At 51.7% G+C, this 23,037-nt stretch carries 19 protein-coding genes; 18 read left to right on the top strand and 1 reads right to left on the bottom strand.

Translation table 11 applies throughout. The features are described from left to right. The first annotated feature begins 70 nt into the window (after positions 1-70). The 18 genes from K6Q96_RS19555 to K6Q96_RS19640 are packed head-to-tail and all read left to right on the top strand — an operon-like array spanning position 71 to position 21,839. On the top strand, positions 71-598 hold the full coding sequence (locus K6Q96_RS19555; protein ID WP_002538811.1) for a phage tail protein: 528 nt from the start codon (positions 71-73) through the stop codon (positions 596-598). A 10-nt stretch (positions 599-608) separates the two neighbouring features. Next, complete coding sequence (locus K6Q96_RS19560) at positions 609-1,415, top strand: T4 family baseplate hub assembly chaperone (RefSeq protein ID WP_251882099.1); 807 nt, start codon at positions 609-611, stop codon at positions 1,413-1,415. A gap of 13 nt (positions 1,416-1,428) precedes the next feature. Next, positions 1,429-2,280: a hypothetical protein gene (locus tag K6Q96_RS19565; protein WP_251882101.1), complete on the top strand. Its 852-nt coding sequence runs from the start codon at positions 1,429-1,431 to the stop codon at positions 2,278-2,280. Next, on the top strand, positions 2,277-3,584 hold the full coding sequence (locus tag K6Q96_RS19570) for a Pvc16 family protein (protein ID WP_251882103.1): 1,308 nt from the start codon (positions 2,277-2,279) through the stop codon (positions 3,582-3,584). Before K6Q96_RS19565 ends, K6Q96_RS19570 begins: the two co-directional genes overlap by 4 nt. After that, positions 3,584-5,593: an ATP-binding protein gene (locus K6Q96_RS19575; protein WP_251882105.1), complete on the top strand. Its 2,010-nt coding sequence runs from the start codon at positions 3,584-3,586 to the stop codon at positions 5,591-5,593. The genes K6Q96_RS19570 and K6Q96_RS19575 overlap by 1 nt, the downstream gene beginning before the upstream one ends. After that, the gene (locus K6Q96_RS19580) at positions 5,586-7,229 is read left to right on the top strand and encodes an eCIS core domain-containing protein (RefSeq protein WP_251882107.1); all 1,644 of its coding nucleotides are present in this window, start codon (positions 5,586-5,588) and stop codon (positions 7,227-7,229) included. Before K6Q96_RS19575 ends, K6Q96_RS19580 begins: the two co-directional genes overlap by 8 nt. Before the next feature lie 8 nt (positions 7,230-7,237). Next, positions 7,238-7,447 carry a hypothetical protein gene (locus K6Q96_RS19585; RefSeq protein WP_251882109.1) on the top strand — a complete coding sequence of 70 codons (210 nt, stop codon included), beginning with the start codon at positions 7,238-7,240 and terminating at the stop codon, positions 7,445-7,447. Beyond that, positions 7,448-8,071 carry a CIS tube protein gene (locus tag K6Q96_RS19590; protein WP_251882111.1) on the top strand — a complete coding sequence of 208 codons (624 nt, stop codon included), beginning with the start codon at positions 7,448-7,450 and terminating at the stop codon, positions 8,069-8,071. Positions 8,072-8,086: 15 nt separating this feature from the next. Continuing rightward, positions 8,087-8,431, top strand: a complete 345-nt coding sequence (locus K6Q96_RS19595; RefSeq protein WP_251882114.1) for a LysM domain-containing protein — start codon at positions 8,087-8,089, stop codon at positions 8,429-8,431. Continuing rightward, positions 8,431-9,558 carry a hypothetical protein gene (locus K6Q96_RS19600; protein ID WP_251882116.1) on the top strand — a complete coding sequence of 376 codons (1,128 nt, stop codon included), beginning with the start codon at positions 8,431-8,433 and terminating at the stop codon, positions 9,556-9,558. Before K6Q96_RS19595 ends, K6Q96_RS19600 begins: the two co-directional genes overlap by 1 nt. After that, entirely contained in the window at positions 9,555-10,070 is a 516-nt protein-coding gene (locus K6Q96_RS19605) for a phage baseplate assembly protein V (protein ID WP_046303122.1), read from the top strand. Before K6Q96_RS19600 ends, K6Q96_RS19605 begins: the two co-directional genes overlap by 4 nt. Before the next feature lie 13 nt (positions 10,071-10,083). Continuing rightward, positions 10,084-10,407, top strand: a complete 324-nt coding sequence (locus tag K6Q96_RS19610; protein WP_251882118.1) for a hypothetical protein — start codon at positions 10,084-10,086, stop codon at positions 10,405-10,407. A 14-nt stretch (positions 10,408-10,421) separates the two neighbouring features. Next, on the top strand, positions 10,422-10,787 hold the full coding sequence (locus tag K6Q96_RS19615) for a GPW/gp25 family protein (RefSeq protein ID WP_251882120.1): 366 nt from the start codon (positions 10,422-10,424) through the stop codon (positions 10,785-10,787). Continuing rightward, the gene (locus K6Q96_RS19620; protein ID WP_251882122.1) at positions 10,784-13,303 is read left to right on the top strand and encodes a baseplate J/gp47 family protein; all 2,520 of its coding nucleotides are present in this window, start codon (positions 10,784-10,786) and stop codon (positions 13,301-13,303) included. Before K6Q96_RS19615 ends, K6Q96_RS19620 begins: the two co-directional genes overlap by 4 nt. Further along, positions 13,245-15,986: a baseplate J/gp47 family protein gene (locus K6Q96_RS19625; protein ID WP_251882124.1), complete on the top strand. Its 2,742-nt coding sequence runs from the start codon at positions 13,245-13,247 to the stop codon at positions 15,984-15,986. Before K6Q96_RS19620 ends, K6Q96_RS19625 begins: the two co-directional genes overlap by 59 nt. Continuing rightward, a complete protein-coding gene (locus tag K6Q96_RS19630) occupies positions 15,983-18,067 on the top strand; it encodes a hypothetical protein (protein WP_251882126.1) in 2,085 nt (694 codons plus the stop codon). The genes K6Q96_RS19625 and K6Q96_RS19630 overlap by 4 nt, the downstream gene beginning before the upstream one ends. Positions 18,068-18,077: 10 nt before the next feature. Further along, the gene (locus tag K6Q96_RS19635) at positions 18,078-21,413 is read left to right on the top strand and encodes a DUF6519 domain-containing protein (RefSeq protein ID WP_251882128.1); all 3,336 of its coding nucleotides are present in this window, start codon (positions 18,078-18,080) and stop codon (positions 21,411-21,413) included. A 15-nt stretch (positions 21,414-21,428) separates the two neighbouring features. Next, on the top strand, positions 21,429-21,839 hold the full coding sequence (locus K6Q96_RS19640) for a hypothetical protein (RefSeq protein WP_251882130.1): 411 nt from the start codon (positions 21,429-21,431) through the stop codon (positions 21,837-21,839). A gap of 98 nt (positions 21,840-21,937) precedes the next feature. On the opposite strand, the gene K6Q96_RS19645 is transcribed toward K6Q96_RS19640, so the two are convergent. Continuing rightward, the gene (locus K6Q96_RS19645) at positions 21,938-23,029 is read right to left on the bottom strand and encodes an arabinan endo-1,5-alpha-L-arabinosidase (RefSeq protein ID WP_251882132.1); all 1,092 of its coding nucleotides are present in this window, start codon (positions 23,027-23,029) and stop codon (positions 21,938-21,940) included. Between the last annotated feature and the right edge of the window lie 8 nt (positions 23,030-23,037).

Genomic DNA, 23,037 nt, shown 5'->3' on the forward strand with positions numbered 1-23,037 from the left:
ACTCTCCCGCCGATGGCGTTGGTCATCGGCGACTTCAATGAATTCTATGGACATGTAGCGAGGGGGCGTTATGTCTCAGCTCAACGTGAACGGTCAACGGGTTGTGCCGTATCCCGGGTACAAATTCATCATCAAGGAAGCTGGTGGTGAAGTGTTGGCGGCGGTGCAGAAAGTTTCTGGTCTCAGCCGCACGGTGGAGGTCAATGAATACCGTGCAGGCGGCGATCCATCCCACACGCGCAAGTCGCCAGGGCAGGTGAAATTTGAAGCCATCACTCTGGAAAGGGGTGTGACGGAAAATCTGCAATTCGAACAGTGGGCGAATAAGGTTTGGCGAATCGGCACTGAGCCAGGCGGTGAAGTATCGCTGGCAGATCTCCACAAAAACCTGATTCTGGAAGTGATGAATGAAGCTGGCCAGAAGGTGCTGAGTTACAGCATTTATCGTTGCTGGGTATCGGAGTACAAAGCCCTGCCTGGACTCGATGCTTCCAGTTCAGCGTTCATGATTCAGTCCATCAAAATCGAAAACGAAGGCTGGGAGCGTATGACGGTGACGCCAGCGCAAGAGCCAAGTTTCGTTCATCCGGAACAGTGAGTAGACGCTGATGGGAATGGTATTGCAGGCATTGAATGATAATCGTCAGGTGGAAGTCTGGGAAGCGGCTTCTGCAAGTCGAGCGCAGGAGCGAGCGGCAGTACTGGCGGGGGCGTTTGTGCCTGATTCGCTGAAGCCTTTATTGCCTGATTGGACGGTTGCAGGCCGTGATCATTTATTGATGCTTGCATACCAGCGCCAGTTTGGTGATGCCATCGAAGTAGAAGCGGCTTGCAGTGCCTGTGGAGAGAAAACCAAACTCTCATTTACTGTCTCGCAAATCCTGAGTACCGCCTCACCAGAACTCTCCAGCGCGTGGAATGCGGTGAAGGCTTCTCTGGATACGGATGCGTACCTCCCGGCTTATCACGACGTGGATCTTGAAGGGATCCCTTGTCAGTTTCGTCTTCCTCGTATTGCGGATTTAAGCATGCTGGATAGCAGCGAAGCCATGATGTTTCAATTCGCACAGCGAGTGATCGACCCCGAAGGTTTCCAACAAATCCGCGCTTCTCTGGCTGAGAAGGAGAATGCTGAAGGTGCCTGGGAGGTGCTGTTCGAACAGATTGAACAGCAAATGCTGGCCTGTGAGCCTCTTTCTATTGTGTCACTAAATTCGGCTTGTCCGGAGTGCGGTGCGGAAACCTTGCATCAATTTGATATTGCCAGCCAGTTCTGGGCACAGCTCTCTGCCAGTGTTGAGAAACAGCTTTGGGATGTGCATTTGCTCGCGTCCGCATACGGTTGGTCCAGCCAGGATATTCTCACCATGAGTCCTGCCCGTCGCCGTCGCCACATTGCGATGATTATCGAGTGAGGAGGAGAGTACGATGAGTCGAGGTCTCAGCCAATTTCTTCGCCGCAATGTCTCCGGTGAGCAATCGCTTAAACCTGTTGTGCATTCCTATTACTCCCACGCTGGAGAGACCATATCGAACACAGGGGCAGAATTTGTAAGTGACAGTGTCACTGAGTGGCTGACACCCGAGCCGACAAATTCGAAAGTCGAGCGAACTCCAAACCAGCACAGTGAAACCTCTCCGGCAGCCACATCAAACAATTCATTGTCGCAACGTATTGATAAAAATATTGAAACTGGCTTTCACAGGGAAGTTGACTCCTTACAGCTTCCAACGTCGCCCGATATTCCCGCTTCACCAGATAAGGTGATGAGTCACTCAATAAAGAGTTCCAAAACGGATGTGCAGTTAACTTCCGATGAGCAAGATTCATCAAACGTCGAGCGCCGGGGAATCACAGATAACCAGCCGACGAATTCCACTAACGTTGAGGCTCCCTCAAGTGATTTTAGTCACCCTGAGTCCAACAACATGACCCTCGCGGAGCTGAGGGATTTAGAGCAAGCGTCTCACTCTGTGGTGCCTGAAACTCAGCAACGGTCCGCTAAACGTCGTGACTTCACCAAGCAGGTGGCCGCGTCGATCTTAGGTAATGAATCGGATTCTACCCGAACCGACAACAAGTTATCGGCTTCGCCCGTTGAATCAGCTCTTTCAGCAGCAAGTGAAGGGAGCCCACAAGGCCATCTAGAAGTGTCTGTGACCATTGGTCATGTTTCCATTGTGCCAACGCCAAAAGCGGCAGAGAAAAAAGTGCCAAGCTGGAAGCCGCCAGTCAGCCTGACTGATTACCTCCGTGAACGACAGGAGGGCAAACGGTGAGCAGCGCACTGGCCATTGCAGGTATCACTCAACTTCTCCGGGATTTGCTGAATGATGGCTTGGTTGATCACGATGTGGCAACCATGGTCAACACCAATGTACCTGTTCACGCGCTTCCACCCGACCAAATGTTGGCGCAAGAAGAAGATAATGCGCCTGCGCTGAATGTTTTTCTTTATCACACTGAAGTCAACGCTGCCTGGGCAAACCAATGTTTGCCAACCCGAAACAGCGACGGCGATAGAATCAATAACACACCGCTGCCGCTGGATTTGTATTACATCGTGAGTGCGTATAGCACTGCTGATTTGCACAACGATGTATTGCTTGGCTATGCCATGCAAATTCTTCACGAGCATCCGGGGTTTACCCGCGCAGAAATTCAAACTGCGCTAAACCCTTCACCCGCGATTGCTGCGGGCCTTCCACCGCTTCTCCAAGCGCTGGCAGACACAGGTTTGGCTGATCAGGCTGAGGCGATTCGTATCGCGCCCCACCCAATGCCAGTGTCGGAAAAATCCGCGTTATGGAGCGCATTGCAAAGTCAGTATCGTCCCTCCGCGACTTACCGCGTATCAACCGTGTTGATGCAAGTTGAACAAGGCACGCGGGAAGCGCTTCCGGTATTGACCATTGGCCCCGGAAATACTGGGCCCGATGTCCAGCCAAGTCTGGTTCCGTCAGTTCCCCAACTGGCGCGCATTATCCCTCCCGCCTTGCAGCCCAGTGCAAGGTTGGGAGATACCCTGGACACCGAAGGGTTTGCGCTGGATGGCGCGAATCCTCGATTTACGCTCTCGCATATCTCACAGGAGGTGGAACATACAATCAATGCAGAGGCGGGCGGAACAGCACGCGCGCAGTCAGTGACACTGCCGAATGCTGCAGCCAATTGGGCAGCAGGTATCTATTCACTTCTCTTTACTGCTGACGTTGGTGGTCAACCATTACAATCTAATCAACTTTCCGCCCAAATCGCCCCAGTGATGACCTTGCCGCCCACCAGTGTGGTGCGAAATGGTCAAACTGTGGTTGTCACGTTAAGCGTTACGCCGCATGTTCATCCCGGACAACAAGCCATGATGTGGCTCGGTTCAGAAGGGGCGACGGCGGAATCTGTCGCAGTGGCGACAAACACCCTTGTTTTTATCTTCGGGCCACTGGCTGCAGGCAGTTACCCAGCCAGATTGCGTGTTGATGGTGTCGATAGCTGGTTTATCCTTCGTGACAGACCACCTGTTGCTCCTGACTTTACCCCTCGGGCACCGATTTTCGATCCGACTCAGGTAGTGGTGGTGCCGTAATGTCTGAGTCCATCCAATTTTCTATTTCTGAGCAGCAACAAGCCAAAGAGCTGCAATCTCTTGAGCGCTGGCAGGCGTTGAACAACGCTCATTTAGCCGCCTTGGTAGATTGGGCGCTCAAATTGCTGTCAGACGAAGATAGCACCACATCGTTGGAATCGGTTTCATCCGTAAATGCTCGATTTCGTTCTGAAACTAAAGTGGGCAACCCGATTTCAATCAATGTCTTGAACGATCAGTTTGGACTGAATGAAAGCGACCAGAGCGTATTGGCTTTGGTGATTGCCGCCGCCCTTGAACCATTGGTGGGAGAGCGTTGCGCGACACTTTCCGGCAACCACTCAACTCAATTTCCGAATGCGATGCTTTGTGTATCACGGATTCCGGAATGTGACTGGAGCAGCTTTTCACCGCATTCCCCACTTCGTTATTGGTTGCTGGTGGAATGGCAGCCGTTAGGTTCTGGCGACGGAGTATTGAGTGCCGATGAGCGGGTGGTGAATTTTGCCCGAGGTCTTAGCTATATCGATGAACGTCTTTCCGTATTGCTTGAACCTGCAAATGTGGAATCGGCCACTTCTCTTATGCCATCCCAGCGTCAACAACTGGACGCTGCATTGAATTACCTTTCTCAAAGCCAGCGTTTTGAAATGCAGAGCACCGCGACGGTGTTTGAACTTTTTGGTGATGATGCCTTTGCTAAGCGCACAATGGCGGTCTCTATTTCGACCGAATTAAATATCGGTTTGCAACGCATCAATGCAGTTAATCTACCTTCACGAGCTAACGATTTAGATGCACTGGCAAGACTCTGGCTGCGGGAAGCAAGCCTTATGCCCATGCTTGTTTTGGTGGAAGAAGCTGACGATGCGCTAAAGCAAAAGCTGGTAGCGCAGTTCACCGCGAGATTGCGGGGATTGGTGTTGATTGACACAGGGCGATCTCCAGCAGCCCTTTCGACCAGAAATTTCCCGCTTGAAGTAAAACGACCAACGGTGCAAGAACAGGAATCGATTTGGTCAGAGTTGCTTCCGGTTGAAGACAAACAGCTCCCTGCAAGATTGGCCGAACAGTTTTCGATGAGCGAGCCAGACATTTTCCGCTCCGCTTCAGTGGCCGCTGCGCAAAGTGGCTCAGATAGCGACTCAGAATTTGAAAAAACACTCTGGCAAATCTGCCAACGTGGCGCGTCTACTGAGCTTTCAAAACTCGCCCAACGCATCGAGTGCAAAGCCAGTTGGGAGAATCTGGTGTTACCGGAATCCCAAACCAAGATGTTGGAGCAGCTTGCTTCTCAGGTTGCTCTTCGTAGTCGTGTTTATCAGTCCTGGGGATTTCGTGAACGCATGAGCCGGGGCATGGGCATTAGCGCCATGTTCAGCGGCGAAAGCGGGACAGGGAAAACCATGGCAGCAGAGGTGATTGCCAATACCCTGAACCTCGATCTTTACCGCATCGACCTTGCCAGTGTGATTAGCAAATACATCGGCGAAAGCGAGAAGCAAATGCGCGCCTTATTTCAGGCGGCTGAGCGCTGTGGAGCCATCCTTTTCTTTGATGAAGCTGATGCACTGTTTGGCAAGCGAAGCGAGGTGAAAAACAGCAATGATAGATTCGCCAATATCGGCATTGATGACTTGCTGCAACGGATCGAAATGTTCAACGGATTGGCGATTCTCGCCACCAATCTAAAATCCCAAATCGACAAAGCCTTTATGCGTCGTCTGCGCTTCGTGGTCGATTTCCCTTTCCCTGCACCAGCGGAAAGAGAACGGATCTGGTGTTCTGTTTTCCCACCTCAAACACCGTTGGCCGCGGACGTAAACCCAGCTCGGCTTGCGAAGCTGAATCTTACTGGCGGCAGTATCCACAATGTTGCGTTGAATGGTGCGTTTCTCGCGGCGCAACACAATGAATCGGTGTCTATGCGGTGGTTGATGGAAGCGGCCGCGGCAGAGCTTCAAAAGCTGGAACGTCCTATTAAAGCGGGGGACTTAGATTATGGCTGAGTTCTCTTCGCTACAACCCCAAAAATCCCATGCCAAGAAAGCGGCCAATACCCCGCGTAACGGTTTTGTGATTCAGAAAAAATGCGGTTGTGGAAATGCAGCACCGACAGGAGGCACTTGTTCTGCTTGCGCTGCGAAAGCAGCAGCGAACAGTCCTGTATTGAAAAAGCCCGCTATCAGCACGAGTGCGACTCAGCCTGATGGCGCTATTCCGCAATCTTTAAGAGAGCGCGCGGAACAAACCTTCGGTACTGCGCTGCCGGATGTGAATTTCTACACCGGTGGTACGGCGCAAAATTATGCCCGACAACTCGAGGCAAAGGCATTTACCGCAGGCAATGATGTCTATTTCGGTAGCGGATTCTATCGGCCTGACACACCGGAGGGCTTAAGTTTGATCGGGCATGAGCTGACGCATGTGGTTCAGCAGCGTAGAGGACTGGCGTTTTCGAAGCTTCAAGGTGCGGGTGACACTTACGAGCAAGAAGCCGATCGGGGTGGTGATGCATTTGCTGCGGGTAAGCGCTTCAGTGTGTCGTCACCGCAAGGCTCGATCGGACGTTTCCCACAAAGGATGGGTGCGGCAGAATCTGCGGAAGTCGTGGGCTCGGAATCACCTTCCCATGACCTTGAATTTCTCGGCGAGATGATGGAACAGTCCGAGGTTGAAAGCCTGTTTACAGATTTACAGTCGCTGGAGACTCCAGAGAGCAAGCTCTATCTCATCCCAGAATCTGCGGTGGAATCTTTCGGCGATAACCGACCGCAGCCTTCGGCACCCATTCCTCAAGCTAAGTTGTTGGATGGCGTATCACGACGGGGAAGACTTCCAGTAATCCAGCGGGCAATCGTAGCAGGTTGTAACGTGCCAACGATGACAATGGGTCAAATTGGTGTCGCTGCACACCGCCAGATTGGCGGGTTCTGTGGCGCACTTCACCAAGCGATTTCTCCCACTACACCTTGTTTGGGAAATGGCCACCCTGGTTTTCAGATTCCCGGTTCAACGCGACCTGATATGGTGAAGCAATGGTCTCAAGGTCCTTTTGTTGATGAAGTTGGGGAAATCAAGCCTGCTTCTTGGTTAAACGGTCGTCAGGTTGATGCTGAAGCCCAGTTAAACCGCGATATTGCCAATTACCAGCGAATCATTGGCCCAGCAGCTACCATGTGGTCTTACGCCTTTCCGACCATGCCCTTCGTTGCCAACCCTTTGCAGAATATCGATGTATGGCCTGCCATCGGCGGTTCTGCTTCTAATGGTGTTTATTACTACCGCTGCCGTAATACGCGCAGAAGAAGAGCCCCGAGAAGAGTGCGAATCCGCGTTCGGTTGCCGGTTCCAGTTTTGCTGCCGCGCACTGTTCCCAGAGTTGTCCCACAGCCAAATCCACAGCCTGTGCCTTCACCAAGGCCCGTTCCGCGCTCAACACCAAGACCTGTGGAGCCACCTTTAGAGCCTTGGCGTATGCCAGAACTTCCCGAAATGCCGGATTTGCGCCCAGCCGTTAAACCGGTCGTTGCAGGGGCTGCTGCGGTGGGCATTGGTTATCTTATATATCGCGGTGTTCGGATGATCCCATCATTAGCGCCACCGCTTTGGTGGACCATTCCTGGCAATCTCGCGGTGCCATAGGAGGATGAATGAAAGTCACGATTAGGTTCGATCAGATCGAAATCGCTGAAAACGCCTCCTATCGCGAAATTTATCGCGTGATGTCTGACGCCGTTCGGGAAAACTGGCCGGGTATGACATCCGTCTCATCAGAGCATCAAAGGCTGGCACAGCAGCAAGCAGCGGCTTCAGCGGCAAGGCAATTATCCCGGACTGTTGCAGCTAGGAGGGCGCGCTAAATGCTGTCTTCCCAACCTAACTACCTAAAAGCGGGAATTGTGCTGTTGGATCCACAAAGCGCGGAGCCAATGAGTGCCATTCCGTTGCTGATTAATCCGGAATCACTCAATACCCAGTTTGAGGTGAAATCGCCATCGACCTCTGAAACCCGCAGTGAACAACTGCGCCTCAATGGTCCACCAAAAGAAACCATTACGTTTGATGCCATTCTCGATGCGACAGATGCCATGTCACGGGGTGACGAGGACGCAGTGAAATACGGAATAGGGCATTACATCGCTGCGCTTCGTAGCCTGATTTCACCAACCAAACGCCAGCTTTTAGACAATGACACGCTGGCGCGACAAGGCAAGCTCACCATTATTCCGATGACCCAGCCTTTGCCTGTTTTCAGTTGGGGATTGCGTCGAAGAATGCCTGTGAAAGTCGGTAGTCTTTCTGTGGCAGAAGAGTTTTTCAGCGCGCAGTTAAATCCTATCCGCGCCAAAGCCAGCCTTTCACTGCAAGTGTTGTCGGTCGATGATTTAGGCTTTGACCATCCTGCTTCGTCGCTCTTCCTGCATTACCTTGATGGCATCGAGAGGCAAGCAGCGAGAGTCATCAAACCCGCAGTAGATGGATGATTAGGGGCGAATAGCATGACTGATCTTACCCAGTACCTTCTCAGTAACACCGACGAAACCGCAGACTTTGCGCCAAGCAGCCGTTATGCGGGTGCGCCTTTAAAAGTGATGACGGACAGCAATGACACCGAGAGGGTTTTTGTAAGCCGTCGTTTCGTCCCCCAACCCGCGGCGGAAGGTACCGCACCCATGCTTTTGGTCAGGGAAGGAGACAGGTTGGATTTGCTGGGGGCAGCGTATTACGCGGAGCCATCGCGTTGGTGGCACATTGCGGATGCCAACCTGGAAGCTTATCCCGATGATTTGGTGGCGACACCGGGTCGGAAAATTGCCCTTTCTTCGGGCAATGGGGAGGGCTGATGTCTGATGTTGTTATGAGCCTCTACATTGGGCCTGTTGCGCCGGTTCCGGTTTCAAAAGCCGTTATCAACGCCTTTGTTTCCTGTGAAGTGCAATCCAAAACCGAGGGGCCTTCTGGTTTTCAATTGGTGTTTGAAGTTGACAACAATTCGCCGCTGCACACCATTTTTATGCTTGCCAGTAACAATCCTATCCCGTTGGTGCGCACCGTGGTTACGGTGGAAATGCACGGCAAGCAAAGCGTGTTGATGGACGGTGTTATCACTCAACACAATGTCAGCCCTGCCAGCGCTCCGGGTGTATCTCGGGTGACGGTGACCGGAAGTGATTTGACGCATGTGCTCAGCTATCTCGATTTCAGCTTTATGCGCTTTCCCGCCATGCCCGATTTTGCCCGAATCAACTTGGTACTGGCGAAGTATGCGTTCCTTGGGCTGGTCCCAAAAGTTATCCCGTCTGTGTTGATTGATGTGCCAGTGCCGACAGACCGCATACCCACTCAGCAGGGAACCGATCTCGCCTATATCCAATCGCTGGCCGATCGCGTGGGGTATGTGTTTTACACAGAAACCACGGATACCGTGGGTGTGTCTGTCGCGTATTGGGGGCCGGATGTTCGTATCGGGAAAGTGCAGAAACCGCTCAATGACGACTTGGATGCCAACCGTAACGTGACTTCGTTGTCTGGCTCATATGACGCGCAGGAAGCTTACATTCCGCTGATCACTATTCAGAATCCTCAGACCAAAATGCCACTGACGATTCCAGTGCCAGATTTCAATCCACTCAATCCGCCACTGGGCTTGATTCGCCCCATCACTTTAAAGACCAAAAATATCTATGAAACGGCTAAATATTCGCCGGTTCAGGCGGCCATGATCGGCATGGCGAAAGCGGCTCAATCTGCGGTTCGTGTGTTGAAAATGACAGGGTCGTTGGACGTACTGGCTTACGGTTCTTTGTTGATGGCTAGGCGCTTGGTGTATGTGCGAGGTTCGAGCCCAGCATTCAATGGCATTCATTATGTGGAATCTGTTACCACCACCTTTAAGGAAGGCGAATTGAAGCAGGATTTTCAATTGAGTAGGGACGGTTTGCTGTCGACCGTTAACAGGGTGTCCGCATGACAACACCTCTTTACGGTAAATTCCGCGGCACCGTGGTCAACAATGTCGACCCAATGCAGCAAGGGCGGATCCTCGCCACGGTTCCCAGCGTGTCAGGCATGGTTCCCGGAAGCTGGTGTATGCCTTGTCTGCCTGTGTTGGGTTTGAACTCAGGGATTTTCTCGGTTCCACCTATTGGTGCAGGCGTATGGATCGAGTTTGAACAAGGGGATGTGGATTACCCCATCTGGACGGGATGTTTTGCAGGTTCGCCTTCGGATGTGCCGACGCTGGCGCGAACCGCAGTGCCGCCCATTTCAGCCATCACGCTGCAAACCATGGCTAAGAACGGCATTGTGATTTGTGATATCGGCGGGCCAATGGGCATGGGTGGTATCACGTTGCAAACAGCAACAGGGGCAACGCTGTCAGTGACTGACGCGGGCATTTTCATCAACAACGGCAAAGGGGCGCAGATATCTATGGTGGGACCAACCGTGGATATCAATAACGGCGCGTTAACCATTACCTAAGAGGAATGCAGCAATGCCAGGAGCGATTCTTCATATTGGTGCCACAGTCACCTGCGCCCATGGTGGGCAGGCGACACCCACAGTGCCTAATCCAAGGGTGGTGGTGTCGGGACAACCTACCGTGCTGCAAACATCACCTTATGCCGTCGCCGGTTGTGCCATGCCACCGCCGAACGCTGGCAATGGTCCTTGTGTGACGGGGCAGTGGCTTTCTGGCTCAGTACGCGTTTTGTCATTGGGGCAGCCCTTCGCGTTACAAACGGGACAATCTGTTTGCGCACCCACTGGCACGCCTTTGCTCCCATCCGTGGCTCAACCGCGTGTACTGGCGACCTAAGGGAGTGAATCCTTATGGCTTATCCAGATTTTCCTTATCGCATTGATACCCAGGGCCGGACAGCGACCACGACGCGGTTGGGTGCCATTCGCGATCGTATCGAGCAGCTGCTTTTCACCGAGCCGGGCGAGCGGGTGATGATGCCAACATTCGGGTGCGGGCTGAACCGCCTTCTTTTCGCGGGCGTCAGCGAAGCGGTGATTGAGAACACACGGCGTCTGGTGGCAACCTCGCTGCAAACCTGGATGCAGGACGATATCGATCTTTCTGAGGTAGACGTCTATTTCGACAATGGCGCGCTTTTCATCAATGTCGCCTACATCGTTTTACCTACCGGAGAGCCTCAGCAGGCCACGTTTGAGCGGGAGGTGTCAGCATGATCTATTTTTGCTGCGACCAACGCCGACGTGAGGCAGTGCGCCAGTCAGATTTGAATGGCATCGACTTCGTTGAAGTCATCGATCGTGAAGCGGCGCTGGAAACTGATCGTCAACGGTTTCTTCATCTGTATTTGGTCAATGATCCCGGCGCGTTTGTTTACACCATCGATAACATTCGCATTGAAGGGCCGAATGCCATTGAAATAGTCAATGTCACGATGGGACTGGACGGACAAACTAATGTATTGGTAATTGAAGTCGCCGAGCCCGGTGATTTCTCGCCTTACACCATCAACATTGTCACCAGCGCATTAAATCCATTGCCACCACCAGAGATAGATCCTGCGCTGGCATCGGTTAGCTTCTCTTTCAAAGTAGAATGCCCCTCGCCATTCGACTGTCAAAGCAGTTGCGATTGCCCTGAACCTGAAACCCTTGATACAGAGATAGATTACACGGCGAGAGATTTCTATTCCTTCCGCCGCATGATGCTCGACAGGCTTTCCGTGACGGCGCCAGCCGCGGCGACCGGACACCCCGCAGACCTTTCTACTGCATTGGTGGAAGTGCTGGCTTATACCGCTGACCAACTGGCTTACCAACAAGATGCCGCCACCACGGAAGCCTATCTTAATAAAGCGCGCTCGCGGATTTCGCTCAAACGCATGACAAGGCTGGTGGATTACAGTGTGGATGAAGGCTGCAATGCCCGCTGTTTTTGCCACTTTGCGGTGTCGGCAGATGTACATCCTATTGCCCCAGCTACCTTGGTCATTCCCCAAGGCAGCGCTGTGTGCACCCAACTGAGTGAGCAGCCCAGAACCTTCGCGAGAAACGACGCCTTGCTGGCGCAAAGTGGCGCAGTGTATGAAACCTGCCATGATGTACCTGCACTTTATTCCCTCCATAACGAAATCACTTTTTATACCTGGAGTGACGCTCGTTGCTACCTGCCAAAAGGCGCTGTCAGTGCCACTTTAAATGGTCATTTCCCTGACTTGGAAGCGGGCATGTATATGGCATTTGAGGAAGTGATGGGGGCACGAAGTGGCAGTCAGGCTGACCGACAACTGTCGCACCGTCAGGTGGTTCTCATCACACAAGTGCAGGCATTTGATGTAGATGGTGAACCGCTCCTCGATCCGGTGACAGAATCGCCCATTACTGAGATTGTTTGGCATGGCGCGGATGCCTTGCGTTTCCCTATGTGCATTTCATCAGAAACTTCCATTGAGGAAGGACGCCGATACCTTGAACCCGTCACCGTTGCCCGGGGCAATATGGTGCTGGTGGATCATGGTCAAACGATCTCTGGCGAGCGTTTACCAGAAGTGCCACTGCCAACGCTGAGTTGGGCGCCGGGGCAGGGCATGCAAGCTGTTAGTGCGAAAGGAGCCAGCTGCGCAGAAGCCAATTGCGAGCAGGAACAGGCTGAAACCATCACCCCAAGATACCAGCCGACTCTCGCCAATCGTCCACTGACGTTTTCCCCTGACTATATGCTAGGCGCACCCGCGACGGAGCTTTTAAAAACACCTTCACCGAGCGAAACATTCGCCAGTGTCTCTCTTGATGCTGATGATGGCGTGGAAGTGCGTCCCTATCACGTCGTTAGGGATATGCTCGCGGCAGACGATTCCTCCTTGGTATTTACCACGGAAATCGAGCGTGATGGTACGGTGTCACTGCGTTTTGGTGACAACGTCTACGGTCGTCGTCCGTTGCCCGAAACCCGGTTTACAGCCACCTATCGGGTGGGCGTTGGGTCAGCAGGTCACATCGGTGCGGACAAGCTCTACCATCTCGCTCTGCCTATTCCAGAAGTAATCGAAGTACGCAATGTCACGCCCGGTGAAGGAGGGCGAAACCCAGAAACCAATGCGGAAATCAGAAAACGTGCGCCTTTCCTGTTCAAAACACAAGAGCGGGCAGTCACGCGGGAAGACTATCAAACGCTGGGTCGACGGGTGGCAGGTATTCAGGACGTCAGTTGTGCCTACATCCATACGGGTAGTTGGATGACGACCTTTGCCTTGCCCGATCCGGAAGACAGGGTAGAAGTGTCTGACACATTGCGAACCACGCTTCGTGACCATTACGAAAAATTCCGCCTCGCTGCCCATGATGTAGAAGTGTCGTCTCCGGTTTATGTTCCCCTTGAAGCGACGCTTCATGTTTGTGTTGCGCCGAATACGTCAAAATCCCATGTTCGCCAGCGCCTGTTAAAACTCTTCTCGTCAAACCGTTCACCCGATGGGGCTTTGGGTTTGCTTCACCCCAATCGGTTCCGTGCTGGAGAAACGCTCCATCTCTCACCGTGGTTGGCTGCTGCTCAAAATGTGGAAGGAGTGATTGCAGCTAAAGTGACACGATTCCGTCGTTTTGGGGACCCAAGAACCAGTGGATTGGTAGACAGAAAGCTCGAATTCGGCCGCACTGAAATCGCACGGATTGACAATGACATTAGTCATCCGGGCAATGGCGTGTTCCTTCTCGATATGGATGGAGGGCGTTGATATGGCAAACCATGAATCACATTGTGGCGCTTGCAGCGGCATCGAGGTGCTGACACCGAAAGCACCACAAAATACCCAAGGCTTATCCCGAATCGGTTATCGAAGCGGAGAATACCAAGATTTTTACGCCAGCATGACCGCGAGACTCTCTTCTGCCAAACATGGTGCTTTGGGTGTACTGACTTCCCGCGATTCTGGCGATTTTTCTTTGGCACTTATTGACGCCTGGGCCGCCAGTTGTGATGTGCTGACCTTCTACAACGAAATGTGGCTAAACGAAGCCTACGTTAACACCGCGATGGAAACCGGTTCACTTCATGAAATGGCGATGCTGATTGACTATGCGCCTCATCCTGGCGCAGCAGCGACAGCAGATCTGGCTTTCACCATCGCTGCGGGTGAAGGAATACCGGAAGAAATCACAGTGCCTGCAGGCACCAAAGTGCAGAGTACGCCGGGGCAAGACGAAAAGCCGGTTATCTACGAAACGCTGGAAGACCTGACAGCGCGGGCAGCTTGGAATGCGATGCGCCCGAAACTCACTGCGCCACACCCATTGACGGCAAGCACGACTCGTATTCCTTTGCCGGGTACCAATCTTAATTTGAAACCGGGCGACGCCGTGTTTTTTGTTTCTGACGATGAGCAACAGGTTTTTGCCACCATCAACGCGGTGACGCCTGTGTTGGCCGACATTGCCATAGACCCAGATGCGAAAGATCTTACCTTGCTGGACATATCGCCAGTCGGTGAAGGGCCATTAGTTACAGCTCATTCCGGCGCGACGGGCTCCATCACCACAGTATTTGCTGCTGAAGCGGGAGGGTATGTAGACAAGTCCATCAAGGGGAAAGAGCTTCGCACCGTGTTGATGGAAGAAAAAACCAGTGAAAAAGCCTTCTTTTCCGCGTTGGCGGCACAATCCAAAACCGTCAGACAGGTTCAGGTATTCCGCACCAAAGCGGGGATTTTCGGCCACGCTGCGCCGCCTCTCGATACGCTCCACTATTCGTTGACGGGGACATCGCCTGTTTACAAGAAAAGTGGCAGTGATGTGATTGTCGAAGACGTTGTTTCTGGCCCTTACGCCGGGTTGGAAGACGCTCAGTGGGCGGATGGCAAACTGGAGGTGATGGATGAAAACGCCAATCGCGTTTATCTGGAACGTGCAGTGTCTGAAATCAGCAAAGGCGGCACGGTTGTTCTGAAAGACGGGAGGAAATGGTCGCGCTATAACGTGACAGACACTGCCGAAACCTCTGCTTCATTCTTTTCTGTCACAGGTAAAAGCTCGCGTTTAACGCTCAACAATGATGATCACTTTGATGATCTATCCATCCGTGGAACCACGTGTTTTGGTGCCAGCGAATGGATTGATATTGCTGATCCGCCTATCACTGCGCCAATGGATGAAAACAGTATTTCGTTGGAGCTGAACAGTCTGTTTACTGCAGAAGAAGGACGAAAAGTTGTTCTGAAGGGTCAAGCGGATGGGTTCGGGGAAGAGCCTGTGGTGACGACACAGATAATCCAATCTATCACGCATGAAAACAGCACATCTACACTAACGTTCTCCGCGCCGATTGGCGTTGCCTATTTACCACAAAGCTTGCGCATCCACGCTAACGTAGCCTATGCAACACAAGGTGAGTCGGTGGCAGAAGTGCTGGGTGATGGCAGTGCGACGCCGCATCTTGCCTTCACTGCCAAACAAACGCCCCAAACCTTTGTGCCGGCAGCAACGGCGACAGGCGTGAAACCAACGATGGAAATCCGCGTTAACAAGATCCTGTGGAAGCAAGTGCCGCACTTCCTCGATGCTTCACCAACAGATCGGGTTTACACATTACGCATCGATGAAAACGGCTACAGCCATGTGGCGTTTGGTGATGGTGTGTTGGGGGCGATGCCGGGCAAAGGGCAACAAAATATTCGAGCCAGCTACCGTAAAACCTTGGGTTTGGAAGGCAGGGTGAAAGCAGGGCAACTTAATCTACTCATGTCCCAGCCCTTGGGTTTGCAGGGCGTAAACAATTTACTTGATGCGGAAGGTGGGGCTGACCCAGAAAGCTTCGATGAAATCCGCGTCAGTGCGCCGCTTTCCTGCCGAACCTTAGGGCGGGTAGTTTCCCTGACAGACTACGCCGATTTTTCCCGCGCCTATGGCGGCATCGCCAAGGCGACATCGCAATGGCTTCATCTGAGCAGTGGGCCTCAAGTCGTGGTCACCGTGGCGGCAGAAGCAGGCGCTCAAGTACCGGAAGGTGGCGATTTACACGATGCCTTAACGGAAGCGTTGGTGGCAGCTGGTGATCCATTTGCACGTTTTGTCTTGCGCAGTTTCAGGCAAACGTTTTTCCGTCTAGGCATAAAAATCAAAGTCAACGAAGACTATCTTGCTGATGATGTGATTTCCCGTACGGAAAGCCAGCTCCGGGACTCGCTTTCCTTTGAAGCTCGCGATTTCGGCCAACCGGTTTTTGCCAGTGAAATAGTAGCTTTGCTCCACAAAGTAGATGGCATAGATGCAGTGGTGGTTGACAGACTCTACACCGGAAACACGCCGACACGTCATGACGTTATTGCCGCTCCCGTTGCCGAAATAGTCTCGGGGGAAGTCGTAGGTGCCACGATATTAAGCCTACACCCTGAAGCGCTTGATTTTATGGAGGCCAGCTTATGAGTAGCTTGTCACCGGAATCCATATACAACCTCTTGCCAGAGGTTTACCGTCGGCGTGACGAAGAGCAGGGCTATCCGCTCAAAGCGCTGATGGAAATATTGGCTGAGCAGGCAGCCATCGTGAAGCATGATATCGACAGACTTTACGATAACCAGTTTATTGAAACCTGTGACGAATGGGCGGCTCCGTATTTGGGCGAGTTGGTGGGTTATCGGTATGGTCCGGAGATTCCCGGTGTCAGCCAACGCGCGTCTGCTGCCAATCAGATTCGCATCACCCGTCGTCGCGGTGTTGCCTTAGCCTTAGAGCAACTGGCGACAGACACCACACGTTATCCCGCCAGAGTAGTGGAATTCTTCCGCTTGCTGTCGAGACCTGAGCATTTGGCAGCACTTCGTCCAAACAATCACTACACCTTGGATGTGAGAAACAGCGTCAAGTGCGAATCCATCGGCACAGCCTTTGATTCTGCCAGCTATAGCACCGCAGTAGGTCGAATCAGTCAGGGTGAAGGGCTACATCATTTCCGGAATGTCGGTGTATTCATGTGGCGTCTCGCTCATCATCGTCAATCCATTGTGCCTGCTTATCAGGTGGATGCGCGACGCTACCTGTTCAATCCGCTGGGGTGCAATACTCAATTGTTCAATCAGCCTATCCCAGAGCCAAATATCAATCATCTCGCCGAAGAAGAAAACCTGCCTGTGGCGCTGAAACGAAGAAGCGTTGCAGGTTCGCGTTTGGCAACTTTTTATCCTCATGCTTTTGCCGTGGTGATTGACGGAATTTTGCAGACGGCTGATCAACTACAAATCTGCAATTTGAGTGATGACGGCGCTGACTGGGCGCATTCGCCAGTCGATCGTATTTCCGTTGATCCTGAGTTAGGCAGGCTATCACTTCCGACCTCAATACCCGTGCCGGACACCGTCGAAGTGACCTACCACTATGGCGCAGCCGCAGATATTGGTGGAGGGTCTTACCCTAGAAGCGAAGGCTTTATCGTCTTCAATACGCCATCCCAAGAGATTGGTGAAGGCGAAGCCATTCAGCCTGCGCTGGATCTGATTCAAAACGGCGGTGTTGCCGAGATTGGTGTTTCCCATGTGTTCACCGAAGCGCTTAATGTATCGGTCAATGCCGACCAAACATTGTCGTTGCGTGCTGCTGATGGGCATCGCGCCTTTGTTGAGCTTGATGGCGATGACATGACACTCATCGGCGGTGAAGAAGCAGAGATTGTCCTTGATGGATTAGTGGTAACAGGTGGACGTTTGCTGATCCCCGATACTGGCGACAACGCACTTCGCCGTTTGGTGCTGCGCAATGTCACGCTTGTGCCGGGGCTTTCGTTGAACGTTGACGGAGAGCCGACTTCGCCAGAGCAGCCTTCGCTGGTGGTTGAAATTCCCAATGTGACTGTTGAAATTGAACGTTCCATTATCGGCGGAATTCGCACTGTAGAAGGCGCGTCTGTCACGATAAAAGACAGCATTCTGGACGCCACATCCAATTCGCGAACAGCTTTCGCTTCGCTTGATGGTGCCAGTCATGGCGGTGTGCTGACACTTTGCGAAACCACCGTGATTGGTAAAATAGGTGCCCGCTCATTTCCCTTGATTTCCAACAGTATTCTGGAAGCGGCGTTGGCGGAAGGTGACGATTGGACAGCGCCAGTCTGGGCACTTCAACGACAGACGGGCTGTGCGAGATTTTCCTTTATTCCGCCAGATTCGCGAGTGCCACGTCAGCATCGTTGCCAGCCACAGTTTGCAGCATCAAAAGCAGTGGAGGCAGCAGAAGCAAGATACCCTGCGCTTTCCGACTCGGCGAGAACCCATATTATTCGCGGTGTTCGCGCACGTGTTGCGCCTGCGTTTACGTCCACCCGATACAACGACCCTGCCTATGGTCAATTGTTGCTTTCTGCTCCTGAGGAAATTCGTCGCAGCGCGGACAGTGGCAGTGAAATGGGCGTTTATCACCACCTCTATCACCCGCAGCGGCACAATGCTTTGCTGTTTCGTCTCAATGAATTTCTACCCATCGGCCTTGATGCGGGCTTGATCTATGTGACCTGAGGAGGAACTCATGGCTATAGATATTTCAGGAAAAACGTTTGACCCACGCCATAACTACTCCGAACTGGTGTCAATGCAGGGAAGAGTGGTGTCGGATACGCCACTCAATGAAGGTGCGGCGATTGTGGATCGACGCTTTCGTGCAGAAACCATCGATTTAGCGGGATTCAGCGGATATCCGGCTCATCTCCCAGAAAGTTTCCGGGTAGAAATCTCGGGTGGAGAATTGCTGATCCACCCCGGCCGCTATTATGTCGATGGCCTAATGGCGGAAAACTTCGGTCACGGGGAACACAACTTCTATCTGCCATTGGAAGAGTTGCGGAGCTCAGAACCTGTCCCTTTTGACTCGCAGCCTTATCTTCCCATTATGGAACCGCTTGAACTGGAAGATGGTCGCTATTTGGCCTTTTTGGACGTTTGGAAACGTCCGGTCACGTTTCTTGAAGATCCAGAACTCATCGACCCCGCTATTGGCGTAGATACCAGCGCACGGGTGCAAACCGTTTGGCAGGTAAAACTTTTCGCTGTGGATGACGGTGTCACCTGCAATACCGATGATGAAGATATTGAAGGATGGGAAGCGTTTACTGAACCTTCTTCTGCACGTCTTTCTACCCGAGCAAACCCAGCATCAGCGGTCGATGATCCTTGCTTACTACCACCAGAAGGCGGTTATCGAGGTTTGGAAAACCGCACTTACATGGTGGCCGTGCATGACACTAATGAAGATGAAGTGCCACTGCTGAAATGGTCCCGAGTTAATGGTGCGTTTGCCGGACGAATCCTCGCACAACCTGCAAACAATACCCTGACGTTAGAGCAGGTAGCGAAAGACGATTACCTCAGATTCAACGCGGGAGATTGGGCTGAAATAACGGATGATGTGCGAGTGCTGGAAGGTAACCCTGGCACCATGGTGCAAATCCTTTCTGTGAATGATGCGACCAATACCGTTGTACTCACAAACCCCTTAGGTGTTGGCGAAATTATGCTGATGCCCGCATCGAATGCCGCTAATCAGTCTATTCATCCAATACTGCGCCGCTGGGATCAATCTGGTGTGGTTTTGGACACTGACGGTAATGAAATCGTTAATCTGGATGCGCCAGGAAGTGATGGCTTAATCCCAGCACCAGAAGGCACATTCATCGCTTTGGAAGATGGCGTGGAAGTGGCTATCTCGCTGGAAGGTGGCGCCGGAGAATACCATGTCAGCGATAACTGGAGCTTCATTACCCGCTATGCAGACAGCTCGGTAGAAACGCTGACAGAAGCGCCTCCTCAGGCCTTTCATCACCACTACTGCCGACTGGCGGTTCTGGATGTACTGGGAGGAGAGTTTGTTGAGCCGATTTTTCAGGACTGCCGTGACCCGATTGGCACAGCTGGCTGCTGCACCGTGGTGGTTCGTCCGGGCGAAGATATTCAAGCCGCGTTGGATAGTCTCTCCCCAGAATTTGGTGGTTGCGTGTGCCTGAAAGTGGGTGTTCATACCATTCGTCGAGCGCTTCGAATACGTTATCCCAATGTGACGATACATGGGGAAAGCCATGGCGCACAAATCAGAAATTTGTCGGGAGAATCCGCCATTACAGTGCAATCTGAAGATGGTAGTGCACTCAGTGGCATTCACCTCTCAACGATAACTATTCTTAACGAGGGAGCGACGAAAAAGCCTGAAGGCATTATTTCATTGAGAACCGTTCAGGATAGCTTGGTCGAAGATTGCGTGATGTTGACACTCGAAGATAGTAACCAGTCAAGTCATCACCCTGGAGTAGGTTTGTTTGACTGTCAGCGTATCAGGGTCAGTCATTGCCAGCTGGAAGGTTCTCCGTTTGGAGTCTGGATTGATGATGGTGGGGAAGACATCACCATCAACAACAACGTCATTCGTTTCAATGCAAAGCAATCGCCCGGTTTGATTGGCATCGCTGTCGCCAAAATCACAGGAAGGGCGCGAATCACTGACAATGACATTCATGGGTTTGCCCATGGTGTTGTGATAAATAACCAACCTACAGGCCCTGCATTCTCAACGGCTGCATACAGTGAAGTGAAAGGCAATCGGATAACACTGAGCCGCCTGGCAAGTCACATGGATGCGGTAGCTATCGAGTGTCAGTGCGCTTACGGAATAGTGTCGGAAAACCAGATCCTCCTCTTAGCGGAAGACAGCACGGGTGTGATGGTAGGTGGTGTTGGCACTCTGATCGAACGTAACCGGATTCAAACTGAAGAGCAGGTTGAAACCCAAGTGGCGGTCTTGGTTGGTAGTGAGGATGACGATCTCCTTACTGGTGGCATTACGGTGGCGCAAAACTGGTTTCACGGTTGTCGCGGCGGTGTGGTTGCTGAGAATGTGATAGGGCTTCGAATCGTTAATAACGACATATTTGGTGATAGCGGCGAAGAGCTGGCGGTGTCCGTGACGGGTTGCACTGTAGTCAGGATCGAAAGCAACACCATGGTGTCGGCTGCTTTGGCAGTGTTTACTAGCGAATGTGAAGACGTTCAAATCAACAGCAATCAAATCCACGATGATGCCGCTGCCATTGCCTGTGAACGCAGTGTGCGTGTTGATATCACTAATAATCAAATTGCCAACTGTACCCACGGCGGGATAGTCGTTCTTCTGTGTATCGCGCGAGCTGGCATTATTGGAAATCGGCTGAATTATGTCGGCGTATCTGGTGCCAGTATTTTTGCTTCATCGATCATGAGCCTGTTCCACCTCGGCGAGTGTCATATTGAATCCAACGAAGTGCTGAATACTGGCGTTGGGCGAGACGAAATGGTGAACCAACAAAGAACCGTGGGCATCGGAGCGCTGTATGTGCTTGAAGCCCGAGTGGAAAGCAATCTGGTTTCCTATTCTGATTTGCTGATACGGGAACGTGTTTTGGAAGACCGCGCCTTGTTAATGCAAGGATTAATGGAAATTTCATTCCCTTTTGGCGACAGACGCGTGGTGTTTCTTGGCTATGCCTGTCAGGTAGCCAACAATAAATTCCTTGGCCGTGGTGCTGACACCTTGGTAGAAATCCTTTCAAACAGATTGAACGACAATATTCGTGTTCGTTTTGAACGTGTCCTGTTCAACAACAACTTCATTGAGCACGTCGGAAACAACGACGACAACATCGCGAACGGCGCGACAGTCATCCTCAATGGCAGTCAGGCCTCTGTGATGGGTAACCACGTCAAATCCGGTACTTTCTTCCTTCCCTCGTTCAACTTCAACGGTATGGAAGGGCCTTTTATTGGCAATGTCGTCCGCGGCTCTATCATCAATCACCCTGAATTCCCTGCGCCTGAGTCTGGCTTTAACACTCAGGCATAACCAAGGAGCGAAATCATGGCAAAGGCAAGCACAGTATTGAAAAAACACCTTTCGCTCATCAGCGAAATGGAAAAGGCGGGTCAACCGAATAACGTGAAAAATCCGGTAGTGAAAACCCGCACTGCCGCTGCGGCCAAAAAGGCAAAGGTTGAAAGTCGTATCAAAGAGCTGGAAGAACAACGCGCAGCGTTCAATAAGAAAATGGATGAAGCGATAACGCGAGAGAAAAAACAGCTCATTGAGATAGAGCGGTTCGAAAAGATGGTCGCGGAGCCAGAAGAACCCAAAACCGAAGAAAAGCCGAAAACAAAACCCAAGCCTCGCACACCAAGAACACCCAAGGTAAATACCGAGGCCGTGCTAAAAGCAACAACGAAGAGAAAGGTTTCACCGGCTACGCCGAAAAGAAGACCGACGAAGAAGTGATAATTAAAAGCCTTTCGAAATGGTTTGATTCAGAGGGTTACGTGCAAAAAGCCCTCTTTTGAGAGGGCTTTGTTACTAATCAGCCATATTTTTCAAAGTTACTTATCGACCCACTTGTTGCATACCTTTGGCCAACCTTGCTCCCACTCTATCTGTCTGAGTTGCAGTGTTGGTTTGTAGTTATTAGTAGAATCATAGGCGTGGTGCACCAGCCAGTCTTGATTGTCTTCTGTGAAGACATCGTTGTGGCCTGTTCCAATTTGCTCACCATCTTTGTCTAGTAGTTTTGTGCCGCCGCCTTCATTCAATAGCCTTCCATAGCTATCTACATAAGGTCCTTGTATATCTTTAGAACGGCCTACCCTGATTTCATATTTTGTGTCTGGGCCTTTACAACAACTGTTGTAAGACATGTACAGGTAGTAAAAACCATTTTTGTACTGGATGAATGGTGCTTCAACCACAAATTCGCCAGTGGAAATATCGGTAATGGGACGGCTGGCTAAAGTGATCATTTTACTGGGATCGATTGGCTTCAGGGTCTTAGGATCAAGTTCCAAGAGATGGATACCTCCCATGTAAATTTGAGGAATAACACCTGCAAGCGATATGTCACCCATTGTAGAACCAAATACTAACCAGGGTTTTTGGTCGTCATCGACGTAAAACATGGCATCGATAGCGTTATAGTGCCTGCCATAACCGCCACAAATGATCTCTCCCAATAAAGGTTTTGAACGCAGTATTTCACCATGATCCACCCATTTGTAATCAGGCGCTTCTGGGTCAAGAGTGGTATTTGTCAAAAGGCCAGTGGCTGCATTGCAAGTGCCTGATTTATGTGACTGATAAAAGTAAACGTACTGCCCGTTATAAAACGAAATATCTGGAGCGCCGATGTGATCAAGGTTCTCGATGGAATCTGTCAGCCATACAGGTATTTCTGAAAATACATTGCCACGATAGTCCCAGTTGACTTTATCTAATGAGGAATAAAATGCGCCGAGGGGACTGCTGGAATATAAGTAGTAATATGAGCCCTGCTTTTCCATGGTGGGGTCATGAATGTGTTCGCTTATGGCTTGATAATTCGCGATATTTGGAGTGGCATCAATACAGGTTTGATTATCGTTACATCCTTGAAGAAGAGCGGCAGTAAGTAGTGTGTACGGGATAAGGCGAGGTGTCATTTTTCGCT

It is taken from the genome of Grimontia kaedaensis, assembly GCF_023746615.1.
Taxonomy (GTDB): Bacteria; Pseudomonadota; Gammaproteobacteria; order Enterobacterales; family Vibrionaceae; genus Enterovibrio; species Enterovibrio kaedaensis.

Coding starts and splice junctions, on each gene's coding strand:
- K6Q96_RS19645 (WP_251882132.1), bottom strand. CDS start 23,029: ATGACACCTCGCCTTATCCCGTACACACTACTTACTGCCGCTCTTCTT.
- K6Q96_RS19560 (WP_251882099.1), top strand. CDS start 609: ATGGGAATGGTATTGCAGGCATTGAATGATAATCGTCAGGTGGAAGTC.
- K6Q96_RS19625 (WP_251882124.1), top strand. CDS start 13,245: ATGACATTAGTCATCCGGGCAATGGCGTGTTCCTTCTCGATATGGATG.
- K6Q96_RS19630 (WP_251882126.1), top strand. CDS start 15,983: ATGAGTAGCTTGTCACCGGAATCCATATACAACCTCTTGCCAGAGGTT.
- K6Q96_RS19640 (WP_251882130.1), top strand. CDS start 21,429: ATGGCAAAGGCAAGCACAGTATTGAAAAAACACCTTTCGCTCATCAGC.
- K6Q96_RS19585 (WP_251882109.1), top strand. CDS start 7,238: ATGAAAGTCACGATTAGGTTCGATCAGATCGAAATCGCTGAAAACGCC.
- K6Q96_RS19610 (WP_251882118.1), top strand. CDS start 10,084: ATGCCAGGAGCGATTCTTCATATTGGTGCCACAGTCACCTGCGCCCAT.
- K6Q96_RS19565 (WP_251882101.1), top strand. CDS start 1,429: ATGAGTCGAGGTCTCAGCCAATTTCTTCGCCGCAATGTCTCCGGTGAG.
- K6Q96_RS19635 (WP_251882128.1), top strand. CDS start 18,078: ATGGCTATAGATATTTCAGGAAAAACGTTTGACCCACGCCATAACTAC.
- K6Q96_RS19590 (WP_251882111.1), top strand. CDS start 7,448: ATGCTGTCTTCCCAACCTAACTACCTAAAAGCGGGAATTGTGCTGTTG.
- K6Q96_RS19600 (WP_251882116.1), top strand. CDS start 8,431: ATGTCTGATGTTGTTATGAGCCTCTACATTGGGCCTGTTGCGCCGGTT.
- K6Q96_RS19555 (WP_002538811.1), top strand. CDS start 71: ATGTCTCAGCTCAACGTGAACGGTCAACGGGTTGTGCCGTATCCCGGG.
- K6Q96_RS19575 (WP_251882105.1), top strand. CDS start 3,584: ATGTCTGAGTCCATCCAATTTTCTATTTCTGAGCAGCAACAAGCCAAA.
- K6Q96_RS19615 (WP_251882120.1), top strand. CDS start 10,422: ATGGCTTATCCAGATTTTCCTTATCGCATTGATACCCAGGGCCGGACA.
- K6Q96_RS19605 (WP_046303122.1), top strand. CDS start 9,555: ATGACAACACCTCTTTACGGTAAATTCCGCGGCACCGTGGTCAACAAT.
- K6Q96_RS19580 (WP_251882107.1), top strand. CDS start 5,586: ATGGCTGAGTTCTCTTCGCTACAACCCCAAAAATCCCATGCCAAGAAA.
- K6Q96_RS19595 (WP_251882114.1), top strand. CDS start 8,087: ATGACTGATCTTACCCAGTACCTTCTCAGTAACACCGACGAAACCGCA.
- K6Q96_RS19620 (WP_251882122.1), top strand. CDS start 10,784: ATGATCTATTTTTGCTGCGACCAACGCCGACGTGAGGCAGTGCGCCAG.